The 20,065-nt window shown below is 71.7% G+C and carries 18 protein-coding genes; 1 reads left to right on the top strand and 17 read right to left on the bottom strand.

The features are described from left to right. Position 1 precedes the first annotated feature (1 nt). The 13 genes from AC0NH5_RS33740 to AC0NH5_RS33680 form a co-directional block, all read right to left on the bottom strand. Entirely contained in the window at positions 2-1,888 is a 1,887-nt protein-coding gene (locus AC0NH5_RS33740; protein WP_474411005.1) for an adenylyl cyclase, read from the bottom strand. A 176-nt stretch (positions 1,889-2,064) separates the two neighbouring features. Further along, the gene (locus AC0NH5_RS33735) at positions 2,065-2,823 is read right to left on the bottom strand and encodes a class F sortase (protein WP_474411004.1); all 759 of its coding nucleotides are present in this window, start codon (positions 2,821-2,823) and stop codon (positions 2,065-2,067) included. After that, a complete protein-coding gene (locus AC0NH5_RS33730; protein WP_474411002.1) occupies positions 2,816-3,292 on the bottom strand; it encodes a hypothetical protein in 477 nt (158 codons plus the stop codon). Before AC0NH5_RS33730 ends, AC0NH5_RS33735 begins: the two co-directional genes overlap by 8 nt. A gap of 104 nt (positions 3,293-3,396) precedes the next feature. Further along, positions 3,397-4,929 carry a hypothetical protein gene (locus tag AC0NH5_RS33725; RefSeq protein WP_474411001.1) on the bottom strand — a complete coding sequence of 511 codons (1,533 nt, stop codon included), beginning with the start codon at positions 4,927-4,929 and terminating at the stop codon, positions 3,397-3,399. Further along, on the bottom strand, positions 4,926-6,836 hold the full coding sequence (locus AC0NH5_RS33720; RefSeq protein WP_474411000.1) for an AAA family ATPase: 1,911 nt from the start codon (positions 6,834-6,836) through the stop codon (positions 4,926-4,928). The genes AC0NH5_RS33725 and AC0NH5_RS33720 overlap by 4 nt, the downstream gene beginning before the upstream one ends. Then, the gene (locus tag AC0NH5_RS33715; RefSeq protein ID WP_474410999.1) at positions 6,824-8,029 is read right to left on the bottom strand and encodes a hypothetical protein; all 1,206 of its coding nucleotides are present in this window, start codon (positions 8,027-8,029) and stop codon (positions 6,824-6,826) included. The genes AC0NH5_RS33720 and AC0NH5_RS33715 overlap by 13 nt, the downstream gene beginning before the upstream one ends. Next, positions 8,026-8,640, bottom strand: a complete 615-nt coding sequence (locus AC0NH5_RS33710) for a 4Fe-4S single cluster domain-containing protein (protein WP_474410998.1) — start codon at positions 8,638-8,640, stop codon at positions 8,026-8,028. Before AC0NH5_RS33710 ends, AC0NH5_RS33715 begins: the two co-directional genes overlap by 4 nt. Beyond that, positions 8,640-9,884, bottom strand: a complete 1,245-nt coding sequence (locus AC0NH5_RS33705) for a protein kinase domain-containing protein (RefSeq protein ID WP_474410997.1) — start codon at positions 9,882-9,884, stop codon at positions 8,640-8,642. The genes AC0NH5_RS33710 and AC0NH5_RS33705 overlap by 1 nt, the downstream gene beginning before the upstream one ends. After that, complete coding sequence (locus AC0NH5_RS33700; protein ID WP_474410996.1) at positions 9,881-10,708, bottom strand: protein phosphatase 2C domain-containing protein; 828 nt, start codon at positions 10,706-10,708, stop codon at positions 9,881-9,883. Before AC0NH5_RS33700 ends, AC0NH5_RS33705 begins: the two co-directional genes overlap by 4 nt. Further along, on the bottom strand, positions 10,701-11,468 hold the full coding sequence (locus tag AC0NH5_RS33695; RefSeq protein WP_474410995.1) for a vWA domain-containing protein: 768 nt from the start codon (positions 11,466-11,468) through the stop codon (positions 10,701-10,703). The genes AC0NH5_RS33700 and AC0NH5_RS33695 overlap by 8 nt, the downstream gene beginning before the upstream one ends. Further along, positions 11,465-12,427 carry a hypothetical protein gene (locus AC0NH5_RS33690; protein ID WP_474410994.1) on the bottom strand — a complete coding sequence of 321 codons (963 nt, stop codon included), beginning with the start codon at positions 12,425-12,427 and terminating at the stop codon, positions 11,465-11,467. The genes AC0NH5_RS33695 and AC0NH5_RS33690 overlap by 4 nt, the downstream gene beginning before the upstream one ends. A gap of 117 nt (positions 12,428-12,544) precedes the next feature. Next, entirely contained in the window at positions 12,545-13,147 is a 603-nt protein-coding gene (locus tag AC0NH5_RS33685) for a DUF2510 domain-containing protein (RefSeq protein WP_474410993.1), read from the bottom strand. 101 nt (positions 13,148-13,248) lie between these two features. Next, entirely contained in the window at positions 13,249-14,724 is a 1,476-nt protein-coding gene (locus AC0NH5_RS33680; protein ID WP_474411020.1) for a M28 family metallopeptidase, read from the bottom strand. Positions 14,725-14,968: 244 nt separating this feature from the next. Here AC0NH5_RS33680 and AC0NH5_RS33675 point away from each other — a divergent pair, with 244 nt between their 5' ends. After that, the gene (locus tag AC0NH5_RS33675; RefSeq protein ID WP_474410992.1) at positions 14,969-16,594 is read left to right on the top strand and encodes an alpha/beta hydrolase; all 1,626 of its coding nucleotides are present in this window, start codon (positions 14,969-14,971) and stop codon (positions 16,592-16,594) included. A 55-nt stretch (positions 16,595-16,649) separates the two neighbouring features. On the opposite strand, the gene AC0NH5_RS33670 is transcribed toward AC0NH5_RS33675, so the two are convergent. Genes AC0NH5_RS33670 through AC0NH5_RS33655 form a run of 4 tightly spaced genes read right to left on the bottom strand, consistent with a single transcriptional unit; the run spans position 16,650 to position 19,967 of the window. Beyond that, positions 16,650-17,420, bottom strand: a complete 771-nt coding sequence (locus tag AC0NH5_RS33670; RefSeq protein WP_474410991.1) for an ABC transporter ATP-binding protein — start codon at positions 17,418-17,420, stop codon at positions 16,650-16,652. A gap of 11 nt (positions 17,421-17,431) precedes the next feature. Then, on the bottom strand, positions 17,432-18,205 hold the full coding sequence (locus AC0NH5_RS33665) for an ABC transporter permease (RefSeq protein WP_474410990.1): 774 nt from the start codon (positions 18,203-18,205) through the stop codon (positions 17,432-17,434). Further along, a complete protein-coding gene (locus tag AC0NH5_RS33660; protein WP_474410989.1) occupies positions 18,205-19,008 on the bottom strand; it encodes an ABC transporter permease in 804 nt (267 codons plus the stop codon). The genes AC0NH5_RS33665 and AC0NH5_RS33660 overlap by 1 nt, the downstream gene beginning before the upstream one ends. Beyond that, positions 19,005-19,967 carry an ABC transporter substrate-binding protein gene (locus AC0NH5_RS33655; RefSeq protein ID WP_474410988.1) on the bottom strand — a complete coding sequence of 321 codons (963 nt, stop codon included), beginning with the start codon at positions 19,965-19,967 and terminating at the stop codon, positions 19,005-19,007. Before AC0NH5_RS33655 ends, AC0NH5_RS33660 begins: the two co-directional genes overlap by 4 nt. Between the last annotated feature and the right edge of the window lie 98 nt (positions 19,968-20,065).

Here is a 20,065-nt window from a genome sequence, read left to right as displayed (position 1 = left end):
GTTACGGAGCGGCGGGGTAGTCGGTCACGTAGACCGGCTGACCCACCTTGGTCATGTCCGCGGCCTCACCGACGCCGTTGACGACGTGGTTGATCACGCCGGCGCTGAGGTTGACGGTCATGATGTGGTGCAGCTTGACGCCCGGCCGGTTCGGCACCTCGAACCCGTTCTCGGTCTCGATGGCCGGGTTGTTCTGGTTGAACACGTAGACGCCGCCGCCGTACAGGTTGTGCTGGCGGACCTTGTCGCCCACCTTGTACCCGGCGTAGCCCTTGACGTTGCCGTTCATCCAGTCCGCCTGCGTCGGCGGGTCGTACGGCAGCTCGTTCTGGTAGAGAACCGTGGTGCCCCGCTCGCCGTTCCAGACGGTGTTGTACTTCTGGAAGTGCTCGACGAACAGACCGGTCGCGGTCACGTCGTCGCCGTTGATGACCGCGCCGTACCGGCCGGTGTTGGTACGCCACCGGTCGGTGTCACCGTTCACGCCCTGCGTGAAGCCCTCGACGCCGTGGTCCCCGCGCCACACCCAGGTGTGGTCGATGAGCACGTCGTCGCTGTTCACCTCGAGCGCGATGTTGGCCTTGCCGATGTGCGGGCCGCCGACGCGGAAGTACACGTCGCTCAGCGTGGTCGGGTTGGCCGGGTTGCTGATCTTGAGTCCGTGCTTCTTGCCGACACGCAGCAGAACCGGGGACTCCTTGGTGCCGGCGTCGATGGTCACGCCGGCGACGACGATGCCGGGCACGTCGGCGACGTCGAGCGGGATCGAGCCGTTGACCGCGGTGAGGGTCGCGTGGCCGATTCCGAGGACGACCGTGTTCGGCCGCCACACGTGGATGCTGCGGGCGATGTCGTACACGCCCGGGGTCAGCAGCAGGTGCTTACCCAGCGCGAGCGCCAGGTTGATCTTCTCCACCGAGTCGCCGGGCTTCGCGATGTAGAAGTCCGACAGCGGCAGCGTGCGGCCGCCCGCGGAGGTGAAGTCGGTGCCGCTGGTGTTGCGCTTCGCGGCCGGCACCTTGACCTGCCACTTACCCTTCGCGTCCACGAAGAGGTACGGCTTCTCCCGGCTGACCGGGGTGCTCTCCAGGGTGGTGTACGGCGGGTTCGGGAACGCGGACTCGTCCGGCGCGCCCTTCACTCCGGAGAACACCTGGTTCCACACCGCGTTCGACCAGCTCGCGACCTCGCTGTTGCGGGTGAGCCACTGCTGCTGCGAGCCGTTGGTGGTGGCCGGCAGCTTGGAGTTCGCGATGAAGCCGCCGCTGGCGTACTGCGGGCCGGCGGTGCAGTAGTCCATCAGTGTCAGCGGTCCGCCGGTGAACTGCACCCGGCGCATCGAGACGGCCTGGGAGACGGCCCAGAAGTTGGCCCCCGCCCGGCAGCCGTCCTGGCCCGCCCCGTTGACGTTGACGGTCAGGTTGGAGATGGTACGCCAGAAGTTGACCAGCGCGATGCAGTTCGGGTTGGCCGGATCGGTGCTCAGGCAGCGGTTGTAGACCTCCACCTTGCCGTTGATCACGACGTCGCCCGGGTCGGCGCCGAGACCGGTGATCTCGGTGTAGTAGCCGACCTGGAACTGCAGCGGCCGCTCGGCGGTGCCGTAGGTCCCCGGCTTGAACAGGAACGCGTACCGCGCCGTACCCATCTCGTTGTTGACCTGGGCGGCGTGGGTGGCGTCCAGCTTCGCCTGGATCTGCTCCACCGGCATGCTGGGGTCGAAGACGGTCACGTTCGCGCCGAGGTTCGGCGCCGCGGTGCCCTTCGGCGTGGCGGCGGCCGGTCCGGCCGTGGCGCCGACAACGGTCAGCGTCAGGCCGAGAGCGAGCGCTCCGGCGGTGATGCGGCGCAGTGGTGTACGGCCACTACGCTCGCGAATTCGCGTCATGCGGAGGGATCCCTTCCGTAACAAGATCGCAATGATCCCGGTCACAGAAGCAATCGGCTCCGCTCCATGTCAAGAGGGGCCAACCGGCATAGGGTTCGGATCGGTACGAGCCGGGCGTGTTCCGGAACCAGGGTGCCCGAAAAGCCCCCTGAAACCGGTACCGGAAGCGGTTCCGATCACGATGGAGGGTCTACTGCGGAGGCATAGACGACGATGTTGCTGCGGTAGCTCCCGCGCGCCCGGTCGAAGGCGCCACCGCACGTGATCAATCGCAGTCCCGGGTGATCGACCGGGCCGTAGACCTCCGCGGTCGGGAAGTCCCGTTTCGGATAGCCGGCGACACGGGTCACCGTGAAACGAGCCACGGAACCGTCGTCACGTCGTACCCCCACGGTGTCACCGACTTCGACCTCCCGCAGCCGGAAGAAGACCGCCGGACCCTCGCGTGCCGTGTCCACATGGCCGATGATCACCGCCGCGCCGGGCTCGCCCGGCGTCGGCGAATGCCGGTACCAGCCCGCCGGCGCGCCCGCCCGCAGCGGCGGCACCTCGAGGGTGCCGTCGCCGTTGAGGCCCACCCCGCTGATCGGGGCCCGCAGGCCGATCGCCGGGATCTCCAACCGGACCGGCTCCGACCGTGGCATCCCGGCCGGCGGCCGCCGCGGACCCACGCTCGCGCCGGCCGATCCCGGGCCTGGCGATCCCGTGCCGGACGGCGACGGGCCGGGTGAGGCGGGAATCCCGGGCCAGACGGCGACCGCGGCCGGTGGCGTTGGCGAGGTGTTCGAGGCGGCGACCGGCGGCAGCGTCTCCGCCTCGACCCGCAGGCCCATCGTGATGCTCGCCGTGCCGAGCAGGGCCAGCAGCCCCGCGAGCCCGGCCGCCCGGCGGTCCCGGACGCGGAAGCGGTCCTGGAGCCGGAAGCGATCAGGCACGCGACCGGCGGCCGACCGCCACCCAAGCCGCGCCCGCCGCCCCCACCAGCAGGAACACTCCGATCGTCAGGAACGGCACACGCCGGTCCGGTGCCCCGCTGCCACCACCGGCGTCCACGCCGCCCTTCGGCGTCGGCGCCGTCGTCGCACCGTCGCCGGGCTCGGCCCCATCGGAGTCCGGTTCCGGATCGGCGCTCGGGTCGGCGCCCGAACCACCGCCGGGATCCGGGCCGTCGCCGGGCGGCGGTGAGTCCGGCGCCGTCGACCCGTCGGGCAGAACCGGCGAGGACTCGGTGCCCGGCGCCACGCTCGCCGAGCCGGGCCCGGTCGCTGTCGGCGGCCCGGGGTCGTCCGGGCCGGCGCACTGGGTGAGCAGGACGGCGAGCAGGATCAGGCCGAGGAGGATGCCGAGGGCGAGCGCGAGGATCCGGTTGCGTCGCCCCGGTTGTGCGTGCGCCGGAGATGACACGAGACGCCCTTCCTGCGAAGAATGCTTGGCGTCACGTTAATGACCCGGCACGCCGGCCGCACGGGGGTGTCCGTGATCGGTCACTTCGGACTCTCCGGCCGGGCTCAGATCCCGATCGCCGTCCTGATGGCGGTGGTCGCCGTGGCGAGCGCCAGCTGCTCGGCGACCCCGAGCGCCCACCGCCCGGCCCGGGCCAGGTGGCCGCGCGCGCCGGCCTCGTCGTTGCGGCTCGCGGCCTCCTGCGCGGCGGCCACCGCCTGGACCGTCTCCCGCTCCTCGTGGGTGCGGGCCGCCGTGCCGAGCACGTCACGCAGCTCGGCCAGCTGCCCGGCGAGCTGCTTGAGGTCGGCGCCGGCGTGCTGCTCGGCGTGCGCGTTCTCGATGCGGGCGTCGCTGCCGATGATGTTCGAGCTGACCGGCCCGTTGAAGTTGTAGCTGCTGGACGAGGACATGGCGTTTCCTCCCTGGCCGACGGCCTGGATCTCGATCCGGTTGGCATGGGCGAACCTGGCGTTGAGTGCGTCGATCTCCTTACGGAACGCCAGCTCGCGGTCGCAGCGCCGCAGCGTGTTCTGCAGCAGCAGGTCGGTGTTCCCGTCGTCGGAGCGCTGGGTGACGATCCCGAGGTACGTGTTGCGGGCGGCCAGCCGGGCGGCGAGGTTCCAGTGGTTGCGCGCCGCGCGGACGTGCTCGCGGCAGGCGGCCCAGCGGCACTCGTCGACCGCGAGTTCGGCGTTCACCCAGCTCAGCCAGCCGTTGACCCGGGCCAGCCCGGTCTCGTGCAGCGCCTGGGCGTTGCGCGACACCTTGCGGGCCACCGCCTCGTCGACGATGCGCTGGAAATGGCCGACCGCCTCCCGGCCGGACAGCATGGCGTCGCCGTAGTTGCCGTTCTGCGCCTCCCGCAGGGTCTCCACGAAGCTCTGCACGGCCTGGATGTAGCGGATCCCGTCGGCGAGGTCGTGGCGCAGCCCTTCGAAGGTGGCGTCGATCTTGTCGGCGGCCCGTTCGCGCTCCTGGTCGACGTCGACCAGCAGTTCGTCGAGCGCGACGTGGGTGCGGTCGAAGCTCTGATAGGCGCCCTTGAAGTCGCCGGTCTGCATCTGCGCGAGGCCGGCCAGCATCTCGGCGGTGCTCTCGGCCAGGGTGTACCGCAGCTCGCCGACCGGCTGCAGCGGCAGGTCGCTGAGCGCGAGCTGCCGGAAGCACTTCTTCGCCTCGCCGAGATGGTCCCGGGCGAGCTGGAAGTCGCCGGCGAGCCGGCACCGCTCGGCCCGGTTGGCGTTCTGCTGCCCCTCGGCGAGCAGGACGTTGCCGGCGGCGGCGGCCCGGACGTAGTCGAGTTGCCGGAGGTGGTCGTCGTCCAGGCCGGTGCGGGCCATCTCCCGCTCGGCGATGTCGCGCTGGGTCCGGTTCAGCGCCACGAACTGGCCGAGCAGCGCGTCGGCCTCGGCGAAGCGGAACTCGTTCTGCCGCCGGGCCGCCTCGGCGCTGATCGCGTCCTCCAGCGCGGCCTCGGCCCGCACGTACCGGTCGAAGTCGTCGCGGTCGAGCGCCGCCCGGTGCTCGTAGTAGTCGACCTCGGCCAGCAGGCTGGCGAAGTCGTCCGGGTCGGACCGCGGTGGCGGGGTGGTCATGACGGCTCCGGCTCGCCCAGCGTGTCGATGGCGAACGGCGGCGACGTGTCGCTGCGATGCACGAAGATCCGGGTGCCCGGCGGTGGCTGGTGCTCGAGGATCCAGCGGTTGAGCGGGACGCGCACCCACTGCTCCAGCAGCGGACTGCGGATCTGCCGGGCGCCGAGCGCCGCGCCGTGCCGGGTGATCTCGTCGACCACCGCGCGCCCGATCGCGGTGCGGTCGAGGACCAGGTCGTACCCCCGGGCCAGGGCGGCCGTCCTGATCTGGTCGAGGAACTTGTCGCAGATGTCGACGATCACGTTCTCCCGGAGCAGGTCGAACACCACGATCCCGCTGCCGAGCCGGCCGAGCAGCTCGGGGCGGCGCAGCCGGGTGGTGAAGAAGTCGGCGACCGCCTGGTTGAAGTGCTCCTTGATCGCCTCGTACGACATGGCCGGGTCGGTGAACGTCCGCCGGATGTCCCCGGCGCCGATGTTCGACGTGAAGATGACCAGGGAGTGCGTGAAGTACGCCGTACGCCCCTGCCCGTCGGTCAGCCGGCCGTCGTCGATGATCTGCAGGAACTTGTCGAGGATCTTCTCGTGCGCCTTGTCGATCTCGTCGAACAGCAGCACGCTGAACGGCCGGTCGAGGACCCAGTTGGTCAGCGTGCCGCCGTGATCGTGCCCGACGAACCCGGGCGGCGCCCCGGTCAGCCGCTCGCTGGTGTGCTCCTGGCTGTACTCGCTCATGTCGAACCGGCGCAGCGCCGACTCGTCGTCGAAGACCAGTTCGGCCAGCGCCTTGGCCAGCTCGGTCTTGCCCACGCCGGTCGGCCCGACGAAGAAGAAGACGCCCTTCGGGCGGGTCCCGGTCTGCTGGCCGTCGGAGACGAAGTCGAGCCCGACGCGGGCGTTGACCAGCACGTCGGTGACCGCGCGGACCGCCGGCAGCTGCCCGATGACCCGGCGGGACAGCAACTGCTCGGCGGACTTGATCTTGGAGATGTCGAGCTGCTCCCACGGGTCGTCGCGCAGCCCGAACCGGTGCCGGGCCACCAGCCGCCGCGGCATCGACGGCGGGATGAGAGCGACCTGCGAGGTCACGCTCAGCGCGCCGATGTCGACGATCGTCATGCCGTCGGTCAGGTTGGCCAGCACCCGGACCGCGTTGTCCCGGGCCTCCGCGGTCATCGTGTCCGCCTGGTGATAGCCGAGCAGGTTCTCGCGCAGGAACGCGGCCCGCTCGGCGATCCCGGGGCGGTCGGCGAGCACCGTGGCGACGTGCGGGTTGTCGCGGCGCAGCCAGACCGGGAGCGAGGCCAGGTCGCGGACCACGAAGACGATCGTGTTGTGGTACGGCTGACGGCCGGGCGGGGCCGCCGCGCCCGAGGCGAGCAGCCGGCGGGCGTACGCCAGCTGCATCACGTGGTCGGCGCCGAGCTCGGACTCCCGCCCCACGATCAGATCGGCCGACTCGATCACCACCACGCACGGCCGCTCCGGCTGGGACATCAGCCGCAACGCGAGCGCCAGCACGTCGACCGCCGTCCGCGGCTGCGCCTGCCCGGCCGCCAGCAGCTGCTGCTCGAGCAGGTCGGCGGAGGTGACCGCACCGTCGCGCCGGGGGCGGCTCCGGGGCACGCGGGCGCTGTCGCTCGCGGCCTCGCCGAGGTGCTGCCGGACGAACTCGCGACTCGCCTCGTTGTGGTACCGCAGGCCGCCGGCCAGGTCGTACCGCACGATCACGTCGAAGCCGGCGACCGCGAGGAAGTCCATCAGGGTGTCCGTGAACGGCTGGTACCGGTCGTGCCACCGCACCTGGTCGTCGACGTTGCCGTGGATCACCAGATGCCGGCGGCGCTGCAGCTCGTGATAGGCGCGGACGAGCCAGGGGGCGCCGCGCGGCGCCGTCAGCGTGCCCATGGCTGCCCCTTCTGCTGTTTGACCTGCTCGGCGGGCTGCCGCCGGGCGATCGCGCCGGGCGTGCCGGGGCGGTCCCGGCCCTCCCAGGAGACCGTGCTCAGCACGACGCCGTCGCGGATCGCGGAGGCCTGGAGGGCGTCGATCACCTCGACCAGCTGGGCGCAGGCCGCCTCGCCCCGGCCCTGCCGCTGCTCGCGCCGCAGCCGGTCGGAGTTGTAGAGCACCCGGTGCTCGCCGTCGCGCGGCTCCACGACGACCGCCATGGTGTCCCCGCCGGCCCGGACGGCGCGCAGCGCGATCGCGCCGTCCGCGTTCTCGGTCAGGCTGCCGCCGTCCACCGCGAACCCGACGTCGGGCAGCGCCTTGATCAGCGAGCCCAGGATCGCCCGCCGCTGGGCGATCTGATCGATGGTGGCGTCCAGGTCCGCCTCGCTGGCGTCCAGCCGCTGCTCCAGCCGGGCGCAGAGCCGCAGCACGTCGGTGACGTCGCCGGCCGCGATCTGCCCGCGCAGCACGCCCAGCGCGTCCGCGGCCCGGTCGCCGTCGAGCACCCGGACCCGTGCCGTCCGGGCGTCGTCCTCCAGCACGCTCAGCCGGGCCGCCAGCTCGTCGATCCGGGCGACCGCGGCACGACGCGTCCGGGCCTGGTCGCCGCGCACCGCCAGGGCCCGCTCCAGGTGCCGGCGCACCGCGGCCTCGACCTCCTCGACGGCGTCCCCGGTGGGCTGCTCCTGGGTGCGCAGGCGGGCGAACCCGGTCTCCACCACGGCGGCGCCGGCCGGGTCCAGGCGCAGCCGGTCCGGGCCGAAGCCGGCGAGCTCCGCGGTGAGCACCGCGACCCGGTCCGGGCCGGTGCGGCCCCGCTGGGTGTCCTCCGCCCGCTGCCGGCCGATCTGCCGTTCCGCGGCGTCCAGCACGCCGTCCGCGGCGGCCAGCGCGGCCTCGGTGGTGGCCCGGTGGATCGCGGCGAGCGCGTCGGCGAGCGTCGCGCCGAGGCCGGGCACGGACCCGGCGTGGCCGGCCAGCCCGCGGTGCCGCGCGATCGCAACGGCCCGGGCGGTGTCCAGCGCCCGGCGCCGTTCCGCGTCCACCACCTCGGCGCGGCGCCGGCGCCGGTCGCTCTGCTCACGCCGGAGCCGCTCGTGCGCCTGCCGGCCGAGCTGGGCGAAGCTGTACTTGGGCGACCTGCTCATGGGCCCGCCACCCCGAGCGCGCGCTCCAGCCGGCCCCGGAAACCGGGCACCGGCGGCACGCCGAGCCACGTCAGCGTCCCCGAGCCGTCGATCTCGAACTGCAGTCCCACCCCGGACCCCGGGTCCTCGCGCAGGTCGGCGTGCCGGTCGGTCAGGTGGTGGATCCGCTGGTTGGCCGAGCCGCGCCAGCGCAGGTCGGCGTGCCGGCCCACCAGGTACGGCCCGTCGATCAGCAGGTCCACCAGGCCGAGCAGCCGGGCCTGCGCGGGCGTCCCGTGCCGCCGCAGGTGCTCGATCGTGAAGCCGGTGTAGCAGAGCACCGACAGGTCCCGGTGGGCGCGGACCTCCTCGATCAGCCGGCCGACCGCGCCGGCCTGCGCGAACGGCTCGCCACCGGAGATGGTGAGCCCGTCGGCGGCCTCCCGGACGACCCGCTCGGCCAGCTCGCCGACCGGTGTCTCGTGGCCGCCCTCCGCCGGGATCCACTGCGGGCTGACGCAGTCGCGGCAGTCCAGCGGACATCCCTGCACCCAGATCGCGAACCGGGTGCCCGGCCCGAGCACCGTGCACCCGGGGTGCACCGCCGCGACCCGCACGGCCGGCCCGGTCATCACGACGCCATGCCGATGCAGATCAACGCCAGCACCACGACGATCAGCACGATCGCCCAGGTGGGCATCGCGCGCGACCGGGGGACCGGCGCCGGGAGCGGGGCCGGTGCCGCACCGAAGGGCGCGGGCGGCGGTGGGTACGCCGAGAGGGCGCCGACCGCGACCCGCTCGGACATCACCACGCGCGGTGTGACCGCGAGCGGCGCGGCCCAGCCGGCCGGCGGCGGGAACTGATCGCCGTACCCGGCGGCGATCCGCGCACACCACACGCACGACGGGGCGGAGCGGTGGTACGCGTGCCGGGGGTTGTACCGGCAGCCCATCAGCTCGTAGCCGGCCTGGTCCAGCTCGTGCGCCCACGCCTGCCCGCCGGGGCGGCGCGCGGGCTCCAGGAAGCCGTCCTCGAAGCAGCCGCGGATCAGGTCGTGGATCCGGGCGGGCAGGATCTCGGCGGTCAGCGCGTCCGGCGACGCCACCAGCCGCTCGGCCCGGGTCACCCGGTTGTTCAGCCGCTTGATGTTCTCCTCGACGCTCACCGACGGCGGCCGCTCGGTGGACACCCCGCCGAACGGGTGCTCGCCCTCCATCAGCAGCTCGCAGACCATCACGCCGAGCCCGAACAGGTCGTGCTCCCGGGTCAGCCCGGTGCCGTTGAGGACCTCCGGGGCCGCGTACTCCGGGGTGAACTTCTCGCCCCGGTACAGCGTGCCGGTCCGCGGGTCGGTGAACTGCACGCCGTCGCAGTCGAGCAGCGTCACGTGCCCATGCCGGTCGACCAGCACGTTGGACGGGCTGACGTCGCCGACCACCACACCGGCCGTGTGCAGCATGTCGAAGAGCCGGCCGACCCGGGCCGCGATCGCGAAGGTGGTCCGCCAGGTCGGCTCGTCCAGGATCTCGACCCGGCGCAGCGGATCGCGCAGCCGCAGCAGCGGGGTGCCGTCGATCCGGGGCATCACCACGCCGCGCAGGTCACCGTTGCCGTCCCGCAGCGTGGAGCGCGGCCATGCGGTGTGCAGATGCTCCGGGCAGTCACCGCCCCAGGACACCGGGGCCATCCGGGTGAGCACTTCCATCCGGTGCCCGAGCGCGGTGGCCCGGTCGAAGTCGCTGTAGATCTTGGCGCAGACGTGCGGCGAGTCGGCGACCGGATAGATGGTGCCCTCCGCGCCGCTGCCGATCTCCTGGTCGACCAGGATCTGCACCCGCCGGCCGGTGGACGTCCGCAGGCTCAGCGTGGTCATCGCCGGACCGCCAGCACCATCGTCTTGTCGTCGCCGGAGGAGGCGGCGAACTCCCGGGACTGCAGTTTCCGGCTCAGTTCGGTGCCGTCCACCCCGGGCGCGCGGAACGCCGCGAAGTACGCGTCGAAGTCGGCCGGCGCGGTCAGCAGCCGTAGCCCGTCCTGCGACGGGGCGAGGTCCAGCAGGCCGTCGATGAGCCCGTCGGTGCACAGCGCCAGCCCGACGACCGCCGGATCGACGAGCACCCCGCAGCGCAGGTCGGTCTCCCGGCCGAGCGAGGTGAGGAAGACCGTCTCGCTGGCCGTCTCCCGCCCGGACGGCGGCGCCAGCACCAGGTGCGAGCCGCCCGGCGCCCGCTCGACGACCAGGAAGCCGTCGCCGACGCAGACGTAGGCGAAGAACGGCGGGTCGGCCACCACCGCCAGCAGCGTGGTGGCGAACTCCGCGCGGGCCGCGGTGTCCGCCCCGGTCGCGGTCGGCCGGGCCCGCAACGGCGTCAGCGCGCGCTCGACGTGCTCGTCGAACTCGGCGAGGCACTCGGCCGCGAACATCCGGGTGGCCCGCTGCCACTCGGCGAGAGACCGCGGGGCGGCCGCGAAGACCCGGTTCGCCGCGTCCCGCGCGGCCTCCATCGACAGCCGCGACCCGTGCGCGGCCCGCGGCTGCGAGCCGGCCCCGTCGGCGACCGCCAGCAGGTGCAGCGCGTCGCCCACCATGCCGGTCCGCATGCTGTCCTGGTTCTCGATCCCGACGCTGGCGTGGTTCGGACCGGCCACCGACGCCGAGATCACCCGCCAGCCACGCTCCAGGCGGCTGTCAGCCATCGTCTGCGGCACCTTCCCGCTCGAGCCAGCGGCGCATCTCCTCGTTCTTGCGGTTGTCCCGCTGGAAATGGTCGTAGATGACCTCGGCCGAGGCGTCCCGCGACTCCGCCTGCGCCGAGCCGATGCTGGTCGAGACCAGCCGCAGCACCTTGCTGAAGTCGGTGTCCTCGAGCAGGTACCACGCCTTCGGGGCGAGCCCGCTGAGCACCTCCTGGTCGGCCCCGCGCACCCCGAGGGCGAAGAACAGCAGGTGCTTGCCGGCCTCGTGCTGGCGCAGCATCGCGGCCACGTCCCGCCACCGGTCGGTCCGGTTGCCGTGCGGGTCGGTCGGCACGCCGTCGGTGATCAGGTGCAGCATCGGCCGGTACGCGAGACCCACGCCCTCACTGGTCAGCTCGTTGCGCCGGATGCTGAGCACCTCCAGCGCGTACTGGATCGCCTCGACCATCGGGGTGACGCCGCCGGCCTCCAGCCGGGGCGGGTCGAAATCGCGCAACGGCACGTACGGCTGGGTCGTGTTGCCGCTGATCCGGCCGCTCGGATCGACGGCCTGCACGTGGTCCTTGCCGAAAGTGATCATCGCGATCTCGCCGGACATCTGCAGCGAGTCGTTGCCGCGCAGCTCCTCGCACCACTTGCGCAGCGCGTCGTTGAGCTCGTCGATCGCCCCGGTCTGCCGCATCGACGACGACGTGTCCAGGACCAGCGTGATCAGCGTGCGGTTGCGCGCCTGGCGGACGGGCAGGGCATCGACCGTCATGGCCGTACCTCCTCGATGACGTGATGCGAGACGACGAGGCTGTGCTCGCCGCGATCCGGGCCGACCACGGTCAGCGGCTGTCCCGGGACGGCGCGGCCGGCCGGCTCGGCCAGGCTGGCCCACAGGACCACGCCGTCGGCGTCCACATAGCCGCCGTGCGGCCCGAAGTGGGTGCGGGCCACCACCCGGCGCCCGGCGGCCGGGATGACGCCGGGCGGCAACGGCGCGGGCCGCGGCGGCTTCGGTGCCGACAGCGGCGCGGACCGGCCCGGCCGGGCCGGAGCGGCGGCCATGCGCTGCACCGCCTGCGATCCGGCGTGCACCGCCGGCGGCCCGGAGACGTGCCCCGGCCCGGGGCGCACCGGCCGGCCGGGCCCTGGTTCCGGCCCCGGTCCGGGCTCCGGCACGGCCGACTGCATGACGAATCTGCGCGGGCGCATCCGCAGCACGAAGAAGAAGGCAGCCGCAGTGACGACGATCATCCCCAACCCCACCTTCATGGCCGCGCCCCAGGCGAAGGTGCCGCTCAGCGGTTGCCGGCCGGACCGCACATAGGTGGCTCCGCTGTCGTCCGCCGTGTCCGCGCCGTAGAGCGCGTCCAGCGTGGCGCCGCTGTCCCGGACGTCGGCGAGCACGACCCGCCGGGAGTATTCGTGAATGATCGGACAGGACTGCGGCAGCCAATCGTCCGTGCAGTCGAACTGGCGCCCGGTGATCCGCCCGTCCGGTGGAATGATGAGCAGTACGCCGGACGGCGCCCCGGCCTTTCTCAACTCGTCGGACAGAATGCGATCATCGATTTCCGGGTAGGCCCGGAGATTCACCACGTCGACGTCCGTCCGCTGGGCCCGCAGAGCGCCGGCAGCCAGTGGGGTCAGCACGACGACGGCTCCCGCCAGCACGGCCACCAGGACCGTCACGGCCAGGGAGCGGAGCTTGCCGACCGCCCTGTTCTCCATTCCGGAATTCTCGACCCGGACGACCGGCGCGTTTTTCCAGAGAAAGCTATCCGACAGCCGCGCAGTATGATCGGACAATTTCCATCGTGATGATCAGAGGCGCCGCACGGCGCCCGGTCAGAGCAGCATGACGAACAGTGCGGCGAGAACCGCCTGCGTCACGATGCCGCCCGCGCCCAGTCCGACAGCGAGCAGGCCGTCGCGGCGCCCGGCCGGCGATGAGCGGATCACCCGCAGCCCGGTCAGGATCGCGTAGAGAGAGCACAGCAGCAGCGGATTGATCACCAGCCCGATCGCGCCGACCAGGACAGCGCGTTTCGCCGGCGGCTTCGCGGCCGGGGCCGGCGTGACCGGTGCCGGCGACGCATAACCCAGCTGTTCCGACACGGCGTCCGCCGGCTGCGTCAGGAATGTGGTGCTCGGTGCGGGCCCCGGACCCGGCTGCTGCGCCGCACCCTGCTCAGCTGCCGCCGGCACAGTCGGCGCGAACAGGTCCGTCGGCGACTCCACCGTGTGCGCCCCCGGCAGCGGCTTCCCGACCGGCTTGGTGGCCGGGCCCCCGCGCCACCCCGCGGAGATCGTCGTGGGTGGGGCGCCGACCGCGCCCGGCTGCACGTGCGAGGTCCACTCCTGCCCGTCCCACCAGCGCAGGGCGGGGAGGCCACTGGGATCGGCATACCAGCCGGCGGGCGCCGCCGAAGGCTGCGGGGGGCTCGTCATGTGCATCCTCATCGGCAGGACGCGTACCGGCCTGAGCGCAGCGACAGCAGCGTGTGAACTTCGGGCTCATATCGAGCCCGAAGTTCACACGCTGCGGGTGGTCAGGCGCGAGTGATGCGGAGGTTGTCGACGGCTGCCTCGACCAGCGAAGCGGTGGCGGCGTCGGCCGCCTCCACCTGGATGCGGACGGTCTGGCCGGCGTACGACGAGAGGTTCGCCGTCGCAGTCGTCCAGGCCGCGGCCTTGTTGGCCGCCGTCGCGGTCTGTGACAGCACCGTCGTCGTGGTGGAGCCGGAGACCACCCGCACCCGCAGGTAGTCGGCGGTGCTCGCGTTGTTCAGGTGGCTCAGGTACCAGGACAGGCTGAGCGTCAGCGTGCCCGCCGGCAGGGTGATCTGCGGCGAGACCAGCGTGCTCACGCCGCCGTCCAGATCGTTGGCGCCGGCGCTGGCGCCCGCGGTCGCGCCGGTGACCAGGGCGAAGCTGCCGGAGGCCGCGGCGTCGAGCTGGGTGGCGACGCCGGAACTGGTGGTCGCCGCCGGGTTGCCGCGTTCGAACCGGCCGGAGGTGGCGGTGTCGGTGGTCAGCGCCGTCCAGCCGGTGGCGGTCTCCAGGTCGTCGGCCCAGACCGTGGTGCCGGGCGGCGGCTCGGTGCCACCGTCGTCGGCCAGGTTCCACACGGTGTACGCGATGGCGTCGGAGTTGCGGTTCAGCGCGGTGTCGTTGATGTTGGTGATCGTGTCGCACGCGGCGTGGTAACAGGGGTCGAAGCGGCCCGTCGTGCCGCCCCAGAGCTGCACCTGCGCGGCGGTCTTGGTGCCTTCCGCGCCGGTGAAGATGCCGCCCGCCGGGATGCCCGCCGAGATGAACGGGCCGTAATCGCTGCGCCCGTCGAAGTCGGTGCCCCGGGTCGGCACCCCGATCGACGTGAAGTACGCCGCCAGCGTCTGCTCGATCTGCGCGGAGCCGGCCGGGCCGGGACCGGCGCCGGTGCCGTCGGAGTTGTCGCCGTCGTAGAGGAAGTATCCGGGGTTCGGCGAGCCGATCATGTCGAAGTTCAGGTAACCGGTGATCGACGACCGCTGCGCCGCGGTCAGCCCGTTCACGTACGCCCGGGAGCCGCGCAGACCCAGCTCCTCCGCGCCCCACCAGGCGAAGCGCAGGTGCCGGTCCGGCTGGAAGCCGGTCCGCGCCACCTGCAGCGCCACCTCCAGGATGCCCGCCGATCCGGACGCGTTGTCGTTGATGCCCGGGCCCACAGCCACGCTGTCCAGGTGGCCGCCGATCATCAGGGTGTCCGAGGTGTCGCCGCCCGGCCAGTCGGCGATCAGGTTGTAGCCGGTGGCGCCGTTGTAGGTGAACGACTGCTGGGTGGTGGTGAACCCGGCCGCGTCGAGCAGGTTCTTCACATAGGTGACCGAGGCGAGATATCCGGGCCGCCCGTGCGCGCGGTTGCCGCCGTTGGCGGTGGCGATGTTCTGGAACTGGGTGAGGTGCGCCTTCACGTTGGCCAGGGCGATGTCGGGAGCCGCCGCGGCCGCCTGGGCCGGGGTGGCCGCGGCCAGGCCGGCGACCATGGCCGCCACGCCGATGAGTGCTGGTGCTCGCACGGGTTTCCTCCGCGGGCTGAGGGTTCGGGCCGGCGCGGGGGTGGAGCGCCGGCATCCGCCCGAGCATCGCAGAGCGCTCCGGCCGGGCTGTCATATCAATCGATACCTATCGTCACTTCGGAAAATGATGCCGCACGAGAGGCGCATCTCCATCTCTGAATGCTTAAGCTGCGGTGATCGACCCATACGGTTCGACAACGGAAGGCAGAGGATGCGAAGAATCCTGGCGGCCACCATCGCCGCGTCCGTGGGCCTCATCGGCGCCGCGGTGACGCCGGCGGCGGCCCAGGCGCACGGTTCCGGCAATCCCGGTTCCGCGGCGAGTGGTTACACACCCCCACCCATCGACTGGGGCACCTGCACGCGAGCGAGCCTGGTGCGAGCCGGCGCGCAGTGCGGTTTCCTGGTCGTACCCCTGGATTATGCGAAGCCCGCCGGCACCAAGATCAAGATTGCGGTGTCCCGGGTCGCGCACAAGTCCAGCGACGCCGAATATCAGGGCGTCATGCTCACCAACCCGGGCGGCCCCGGCGGCTCGGGCCTCGGTCTCGCCACGCTCGGCGCGGCGATCCCGAACGGCGCCGGCGACTACTACGACTGGATCGGCTTCGACCCGCGCGGCGTCGGCTCCAGCGTCCCGGCGCTGAGCTGCGACCCGGAGTACACCGGGTACAACCGCCCGTTCTACGTGCCGGTCACCAGGTCGATCGAGAAGACCTGGCTGGCCAAGGCCAAGGGGTACGCGAAGGCGTGCGACGTGGCCGGCGGCGAGCTGCTCGACCACCTGCGGACCACGGACACGATCGCCGACATGGAGAGCCTGCGGAAGGCCCTCGGTGAGCGGAAGATCAACTTCTACGGCTTCTCGTACGGGACGTACCTGGGCCAGGTCTACGCCACCCTGCACCCGGACCGGGTCCGCCGGATGGTGTTCGACGGCGTGGTCAACCCCGAGCGGGTCTGGTACGACGCGAACCTCGACCAGGACGTCCAGTTCGACAAGAACATGGACGTCTACTTCGCCTGGATCGCCAAGTACGACTCGGTCTACCACCTGGGCACGTCCGCCCGCGTGGTGAAGCAGAAGTACTACGCCACGCTGTACTCGCTGATCAAGGCGCCGGCCGCCGGCAAGATCGGCCCGGCCGAGTGGAACGACATCTTCGTCTCCGCCGGCTACTACGTGTACGGCTGGGAGTCGGTGGCCGAGGCGTTCTCCGCCTGGGTCAACAACAAGGACCCGGAGGGGCTGCTGGCCCTGTTCGCCGAGCCCGGCGCCCCCGGCGCCGACAACGGCTACGCGGTCTACCTCGGCGTCCAGTGCACCGACGTGCAGTGGCCGACGAAATGGTCCAAGTGGCAGCGGGACAACTGGCGGACCCATGTCAGGTACCCGTTCATCACCTGGAACAACGCCTGGTTCAACGCCCCGTGCATCTGGTGGGGCGCCAAGGCCGGCAAGCCGGTCGAGGTGAACGGCAAGAAGGTCCCGGAGATCCTGCTGATCTCCGAGACCAACGACGCCGCCACCCCGTTCGGCGGTGCCCTCGAGGTCCGCAAGCGGTTCCCGAAGTCGGTGCTGATCGAGGGCGTCGGCGGGACCACGCACTCCGGTTCGCTGAGCGGCATCGCCTGCACCGACGACACCATCGCGGCCTACCTGGCCACCGGCGACCTGCCGGACCGGGTGCGCGGCAACCGGTCGGACGTCAAGTGCGACCCGGTGCCGCAGCCGGACCCGACCGCTTCGGCGGCGCAGGCCCGGACGTTCTCGGACGCCTCTGACGCCCGTGCCGAGGTGCGTGCAGTGGTCGAGGCAGCGGTCACCAAGCGCTGACCCCGCAGTGTGTGAAGTTCGGGTGCGCATCGCACCCGAACTTCACACACTCGGGTCAGGCGTTCTTCTTGGCGAGCTGGATCTGCTCGTACACCTTGGTGCGCAGTTCGATGAAGCGCGGGTCGGCCCGGGTGTGCAGCTGGTCCCGCTTGCCGGGCAGGTCGATGGTCAGCTCGTCCTGCACCACGGTCGGCGACGAGGACAGCATCACCACCCGCTGACCGAGGTACACCGACTCGTCGATGTCGTGGGTGACGAACAGGATCGTCACGTTCAGGCGCTTCCACAGCCGCCGGACGAGGTCCTCCAGGTCGGCGCGGGTCTGCGCGTCCACCGCGGCGAACGGCTCGTCCATCAGCAGGGTCTGCGGCTCGTACGCCACCGCGCGGGCGATCGCCACCCGTTGCTGCATGCCGCCGGAGAGCTGCCACGGGTACGCCGACTCGGTGCCGGTCAGGCCGACCGCGTCGAGCGCCTCGTCCACCAGCTGCCGGCGACGCGCCTTCTCCACCTTCTTCTGCTTGAGCGGCAGCTCCACGTTGTCGCGCACGCTCATCCACGGGAACAGGCTCCGGCCGTACTCCTGGAAGACCACCGCCATGCCGGGCGGCGGCCCGTCCACCGGGCGGCCGTCGACCCGCACGTCGCCGCCGGTCGGGTCGAGCAGGCCGGCGACGCACCGCAGCAGCGTGGTCTTGCCGCAGCCGGAGGGCCCGACCAGGCAGACCAGCTCGCCGTTGTCCACGGTGAACGTGAGGTCACGCAGCGCCTCGACCTCCCGGTTGCCGGACCGGTAGACCTTGCGCAGGCCTTTCACCTCGAGCATCGTCGCCCCTCCTACCCTCGGCGCTGCGCCGCGCGCAGGCCCTCGTACCACCGCAACGCCCGCCGCTCGGCGAGCCGGAACAGCAGCGACAGCACGAAGCCGATCAGCCCGAGCAGGATGATCCCGCTCCACATCTCGGGGATCGCAAAGCTGCGCTGGAACTGGACGATGGTGAAGCCCAGGCCGTTGCTGGCCGCGAACATCTCGCTGATCACCATCAGGATGATCGCGATGGACAGCGCCTGGCGCAGCCCGGCCGCGATCTGCGGTGCCGCCGACGGCACGATCACCCGGGTGATCCGGGCCGGGCCGCTCACCCCGTACGCGCGGGCGGTGTCCAGGACGACGCCGTCCACCGCGCGCACCCCCTCGACGGTGTTGAGCAGGATCGGCCAGACGCAACCGAAAACGATCACGATGACCTTCATCCCGTCGCCGATGCCGGCGAACAGCATGATGACCGGGACCAGCACCGGTGGCGGCACGGCCCGGAAGAACTCCAGGACCGGCTCCGTCGTGAAGCGCAGCCGGCGGTTCAGGCCGATCGCCACGCCCGCCGCGATGCCCAGGACGGCGGCCAGCGCGTACCCCGCGGTCAGGCGCAGCAGGCTCGGCACGACGTCGGCGCCGAGCCGGTCGGCCTGCCAGGTCTCGCCGAAGGCGGTGAGGATGTCGCGCAGCGGGGGAGCGTAGAAGCTCTCGCTGCCCGCGCTGAGCACGTACCAGCCGGCGAACAGCACGATCGGCAGACCGATCAGGATCACGACCTTGCGGAGTACGGCCATCAGGCGGCCACCTCCCCGCGGACCGACTGGTGCCATCGGAGCAGCCGGCGCTCGCCGGTCCGGGCCAGCATGTTGATCACCACGCCGAGCAGGCCGGTGACGATGATCAGGCCGTACATGGTGGGCACCGCCTCGGAGGCCTGGGCCACCGCGATCTCCTTGCCCAGGCCGGGCGCGCCGATGACCAGCTCGGCCGTGATCGCCAGGACCAGGGCCACCGAGGCGGCGAGACGGACACCGGTGAAGACGTACGGCAGGGCGGTCGGCCAGAGCACGTGCCGGATCCGGGCCCAGGTGGAGAACCGGAAGCTGCGGGCCGTCTCGTCGGCGACCGGGTCGACGTCGGCCACCCCGTACAGGACCTGGACGAGGACCTGCCAGAAGGCCGCGTAGCAGACCAGCATCAGGGTGGAGCCGATCTCGGTGCCGTAGAGCAGCACGGCGAGGGGGATCAGCGCGACCGAGGGGATCGGCCGCAGGAACTCCACCGTGGACGCGGTCAGCTCGCGCAACAGCGGGACCGAGCCGATCGCGATGCCCGCGACGACGCCGGCACCGACCGCGATGGCCAGCCCGAGCGCCCAGGCGACCAGGGTGTCGCCGAGGGCCGTCCAGAACGCCGGCTCGCCGGTCTCGCCGGCCAGCGCGGCCACGATCCGGCTGGTCGGCGGCAGGTACCGCTCGTTCACCAGGCCCAGCCGCGGAAGCAGTTCGATGACGAGGAGCAGCCCGGCCAGCCCGGCCCCGCCCAACAGGACGGGATTGCCGAGCAGGGCCGGGCCGCCGCGGCGTGCCGGGGTCACGGGAGAAGCTTCTCCAGGTCCGGGCTGCCCTCGAAGATGCCGTCCTGCGAACCCAGCTTGGCCAGGGTCTCCACCGACGCCCGGTTGATCTCGGCCGGCCACTTCGGCAGCACCAGCTTCGCGACCAGCGCTTGGTCGATCTTGGTGTAGGAGCCGAGCACGCCGCGGACCTCGTCCGGGTGCGCGTCGGCGTAGGCGAGCGACTCGTTGATCGCCTCGGTGAAGCGCTTGACCAGGTCGGGGTCGTCAGCGACCAGCTTCTCGGAGGCGAAGTACGTGGCGACGGTCAGGTTCGGCGCGGCGTCGACGTAGGTGGAGGCCACCTCACGGCCGCCGGCCGCCTTGATCGCGGACAACGACGGCTCGACCACCCAGGCCGCGTCGATGTCGCCCTTCTCCAGGGCCGCCTGCATGTTCGGGAACGGCATCTCGACGAAGTTCACGTTGGTGCCGTCGCCGCCGGCCTTGCGGACCGACTCGCGCGTGACGGTGTCGCCGATGTTCTTCAGCGTGTTCACCGAGACCTTCTTGCCGACCAGATCGGCCGCGGTCTTGATGGCGCTGTCCTTCTTCACCACCACGGCGCCGAAGTCCTTGCCCTGCTCGCCGGTGGAGGCGACGCCGTTGGCCACCATCTTGATCGGCACGTTCTTGGTCTGGGCGATCATCAGCGAGGTGACGTTGCTGAAGCCGAACTGGAACTGCCCGCTCACCACACCGGGGACGATGGCGGCGCCACCCTGACCGGCCTCCATGGTCAGCTCGATGTTCCGGCTTCTGAAGAACCCCTTCTGCTGTCCCAGGAAGATCGGCGCGACGTCGATGATGGGGATGACCCCGACCTTGACGTTGTCCACGCCGCCGGAATCGGAGCCGGAGTCGCCGGAGCTGTCCGTGCCGCACGCCGCCAGGGAACCGGCGAGCGCGGCCACCATGATCCCCGTGAGAAGACGCCGCATATCTACTCCTTGGATGTGTGCGCTCTACGAACACGAATTCTCATCGAGAACGCTAGGATGTGCCCCGTGTCACGTCAACGATTGATTTCGATCATCTG

This window comes from Actinoplanes sp. 13 (assembly GCF_056134165.1).
Note: the sequence above shows the minus strand (reverse complement) of the source record. Positions and strands in the feature narration are given on the sequence as shown.

Bases quoted from the DNA above. Each gene is read 5' to 3' on its own strand.
- AC0NH5_RS33740 (WP_474411005.1), bottom strand. From the start codon at position 1,888: ATGACGCGAATTCGCGAGCGTAGTGGCCGTACACCACTGCGCCGCATC.
- AC0NH5_RS33725 (WP_474411001.1), bottom strand. From the start codon at position 4,929: ATGACCACCCCGCCACCGCGGTCCGACCCGGACGACTTCGCCAGCCTG.
- AC0NH5_RS33720 (WP_474411000.1), bottom strand. From the start codon at position 6,836: ATGGGCACGCTGACGGCGCCGCGCGGCGCCCCCTGGCTCGTCCGCGCC.
- AC0NH5_RS33715 (WP_474410999.1), bottom strand. From the start codon at position 8,029: ATGAGCAGGTCGCCCAAGTACAGCTTCGCCCAGCTCGGCCGGCAGGCG.
- AC0NH5_RS33710 (WP_474410998.1), bottom strand. From the start codon at position 8,640: ATGACCGGGCCGGCCGTGCGGGTCGCGGCGGTGCACCCCGGGTGCACG.
- AC0NH5_RS33705 (WP_474410997.1), bottom strand. From the start codon at position 9,884: ATGACCACGCTGAGCCTGCGGACGTCCACCGGCCGGCGGGTGCAGATC.
- AC0NH5_RS33700 (WP_474410996.1), bottom strand. From the start codon at position 10,708: ATGGCTGACAGCCGCCTGGAGCGTGGCTGGCGGGTGATCTCGGCGTCG.
- AC0NH5_RS33695 (WP_474410995.1), bottom strand. From the start codon at position 11,468: ATGACGGTCGATGCCCTGCCCGTCCGCCAGGCGCGCAACCGCACGCTG.
- AC0NH5_RS33690 (WP_474410994.1), bottom strand. From the start codon at position 12,427: ATGGAGAACAGGGCGGTCGGCAAGCTCCGCTCCCTGGCCGTGACGGTC.
- AC0NH5_RS33685 (WP_474410993.1), bottom strand. From the start codon at position 13,147: ATGACGAGCCCCCCGCAGCCTTCGGCGGCGCCCGCCGGCTGGTATGCC.
- AC0NH5_RS33680 (WP_474411020.1), bottom strand. From the start codon at position 14,724: ATGGTCGCCGGCCTGGCCGCGGCCACCCCGGCCCAGGCGGCCGCGGCG.
- AC0NH5_RS33675 (WP_474410992.1), top strand. From the start codon at position 14,969: ATGCGAAGAATCCTGGCGGCCACCATCGCCGCGTCCGTGGGCCTCATC.
- AC0NH5_RS33670 (WP_474410991.1), bottom strand. From the start codon at position 17,420: ATGCTCGAGGTGAAAGGCCTGCGCAAGGTCTACCGGTCCGGCAACCGG.
- AC0NH5_RS33665 (WP_474410990.1), bottom strand. From the start codon at position 18,205: ATGGCCGTACTCCGCAAGGTCGTGATCCTGATCGGTCTGCCGATCGTG.
- AC0NH5_RS33655 (WP_474410988.1), bottom strand. From the start codon at position 19,967: ATGCGGCGTCTTCTCACGGGGATCATGGTGGCCGCGCTCGCCGGTTCC.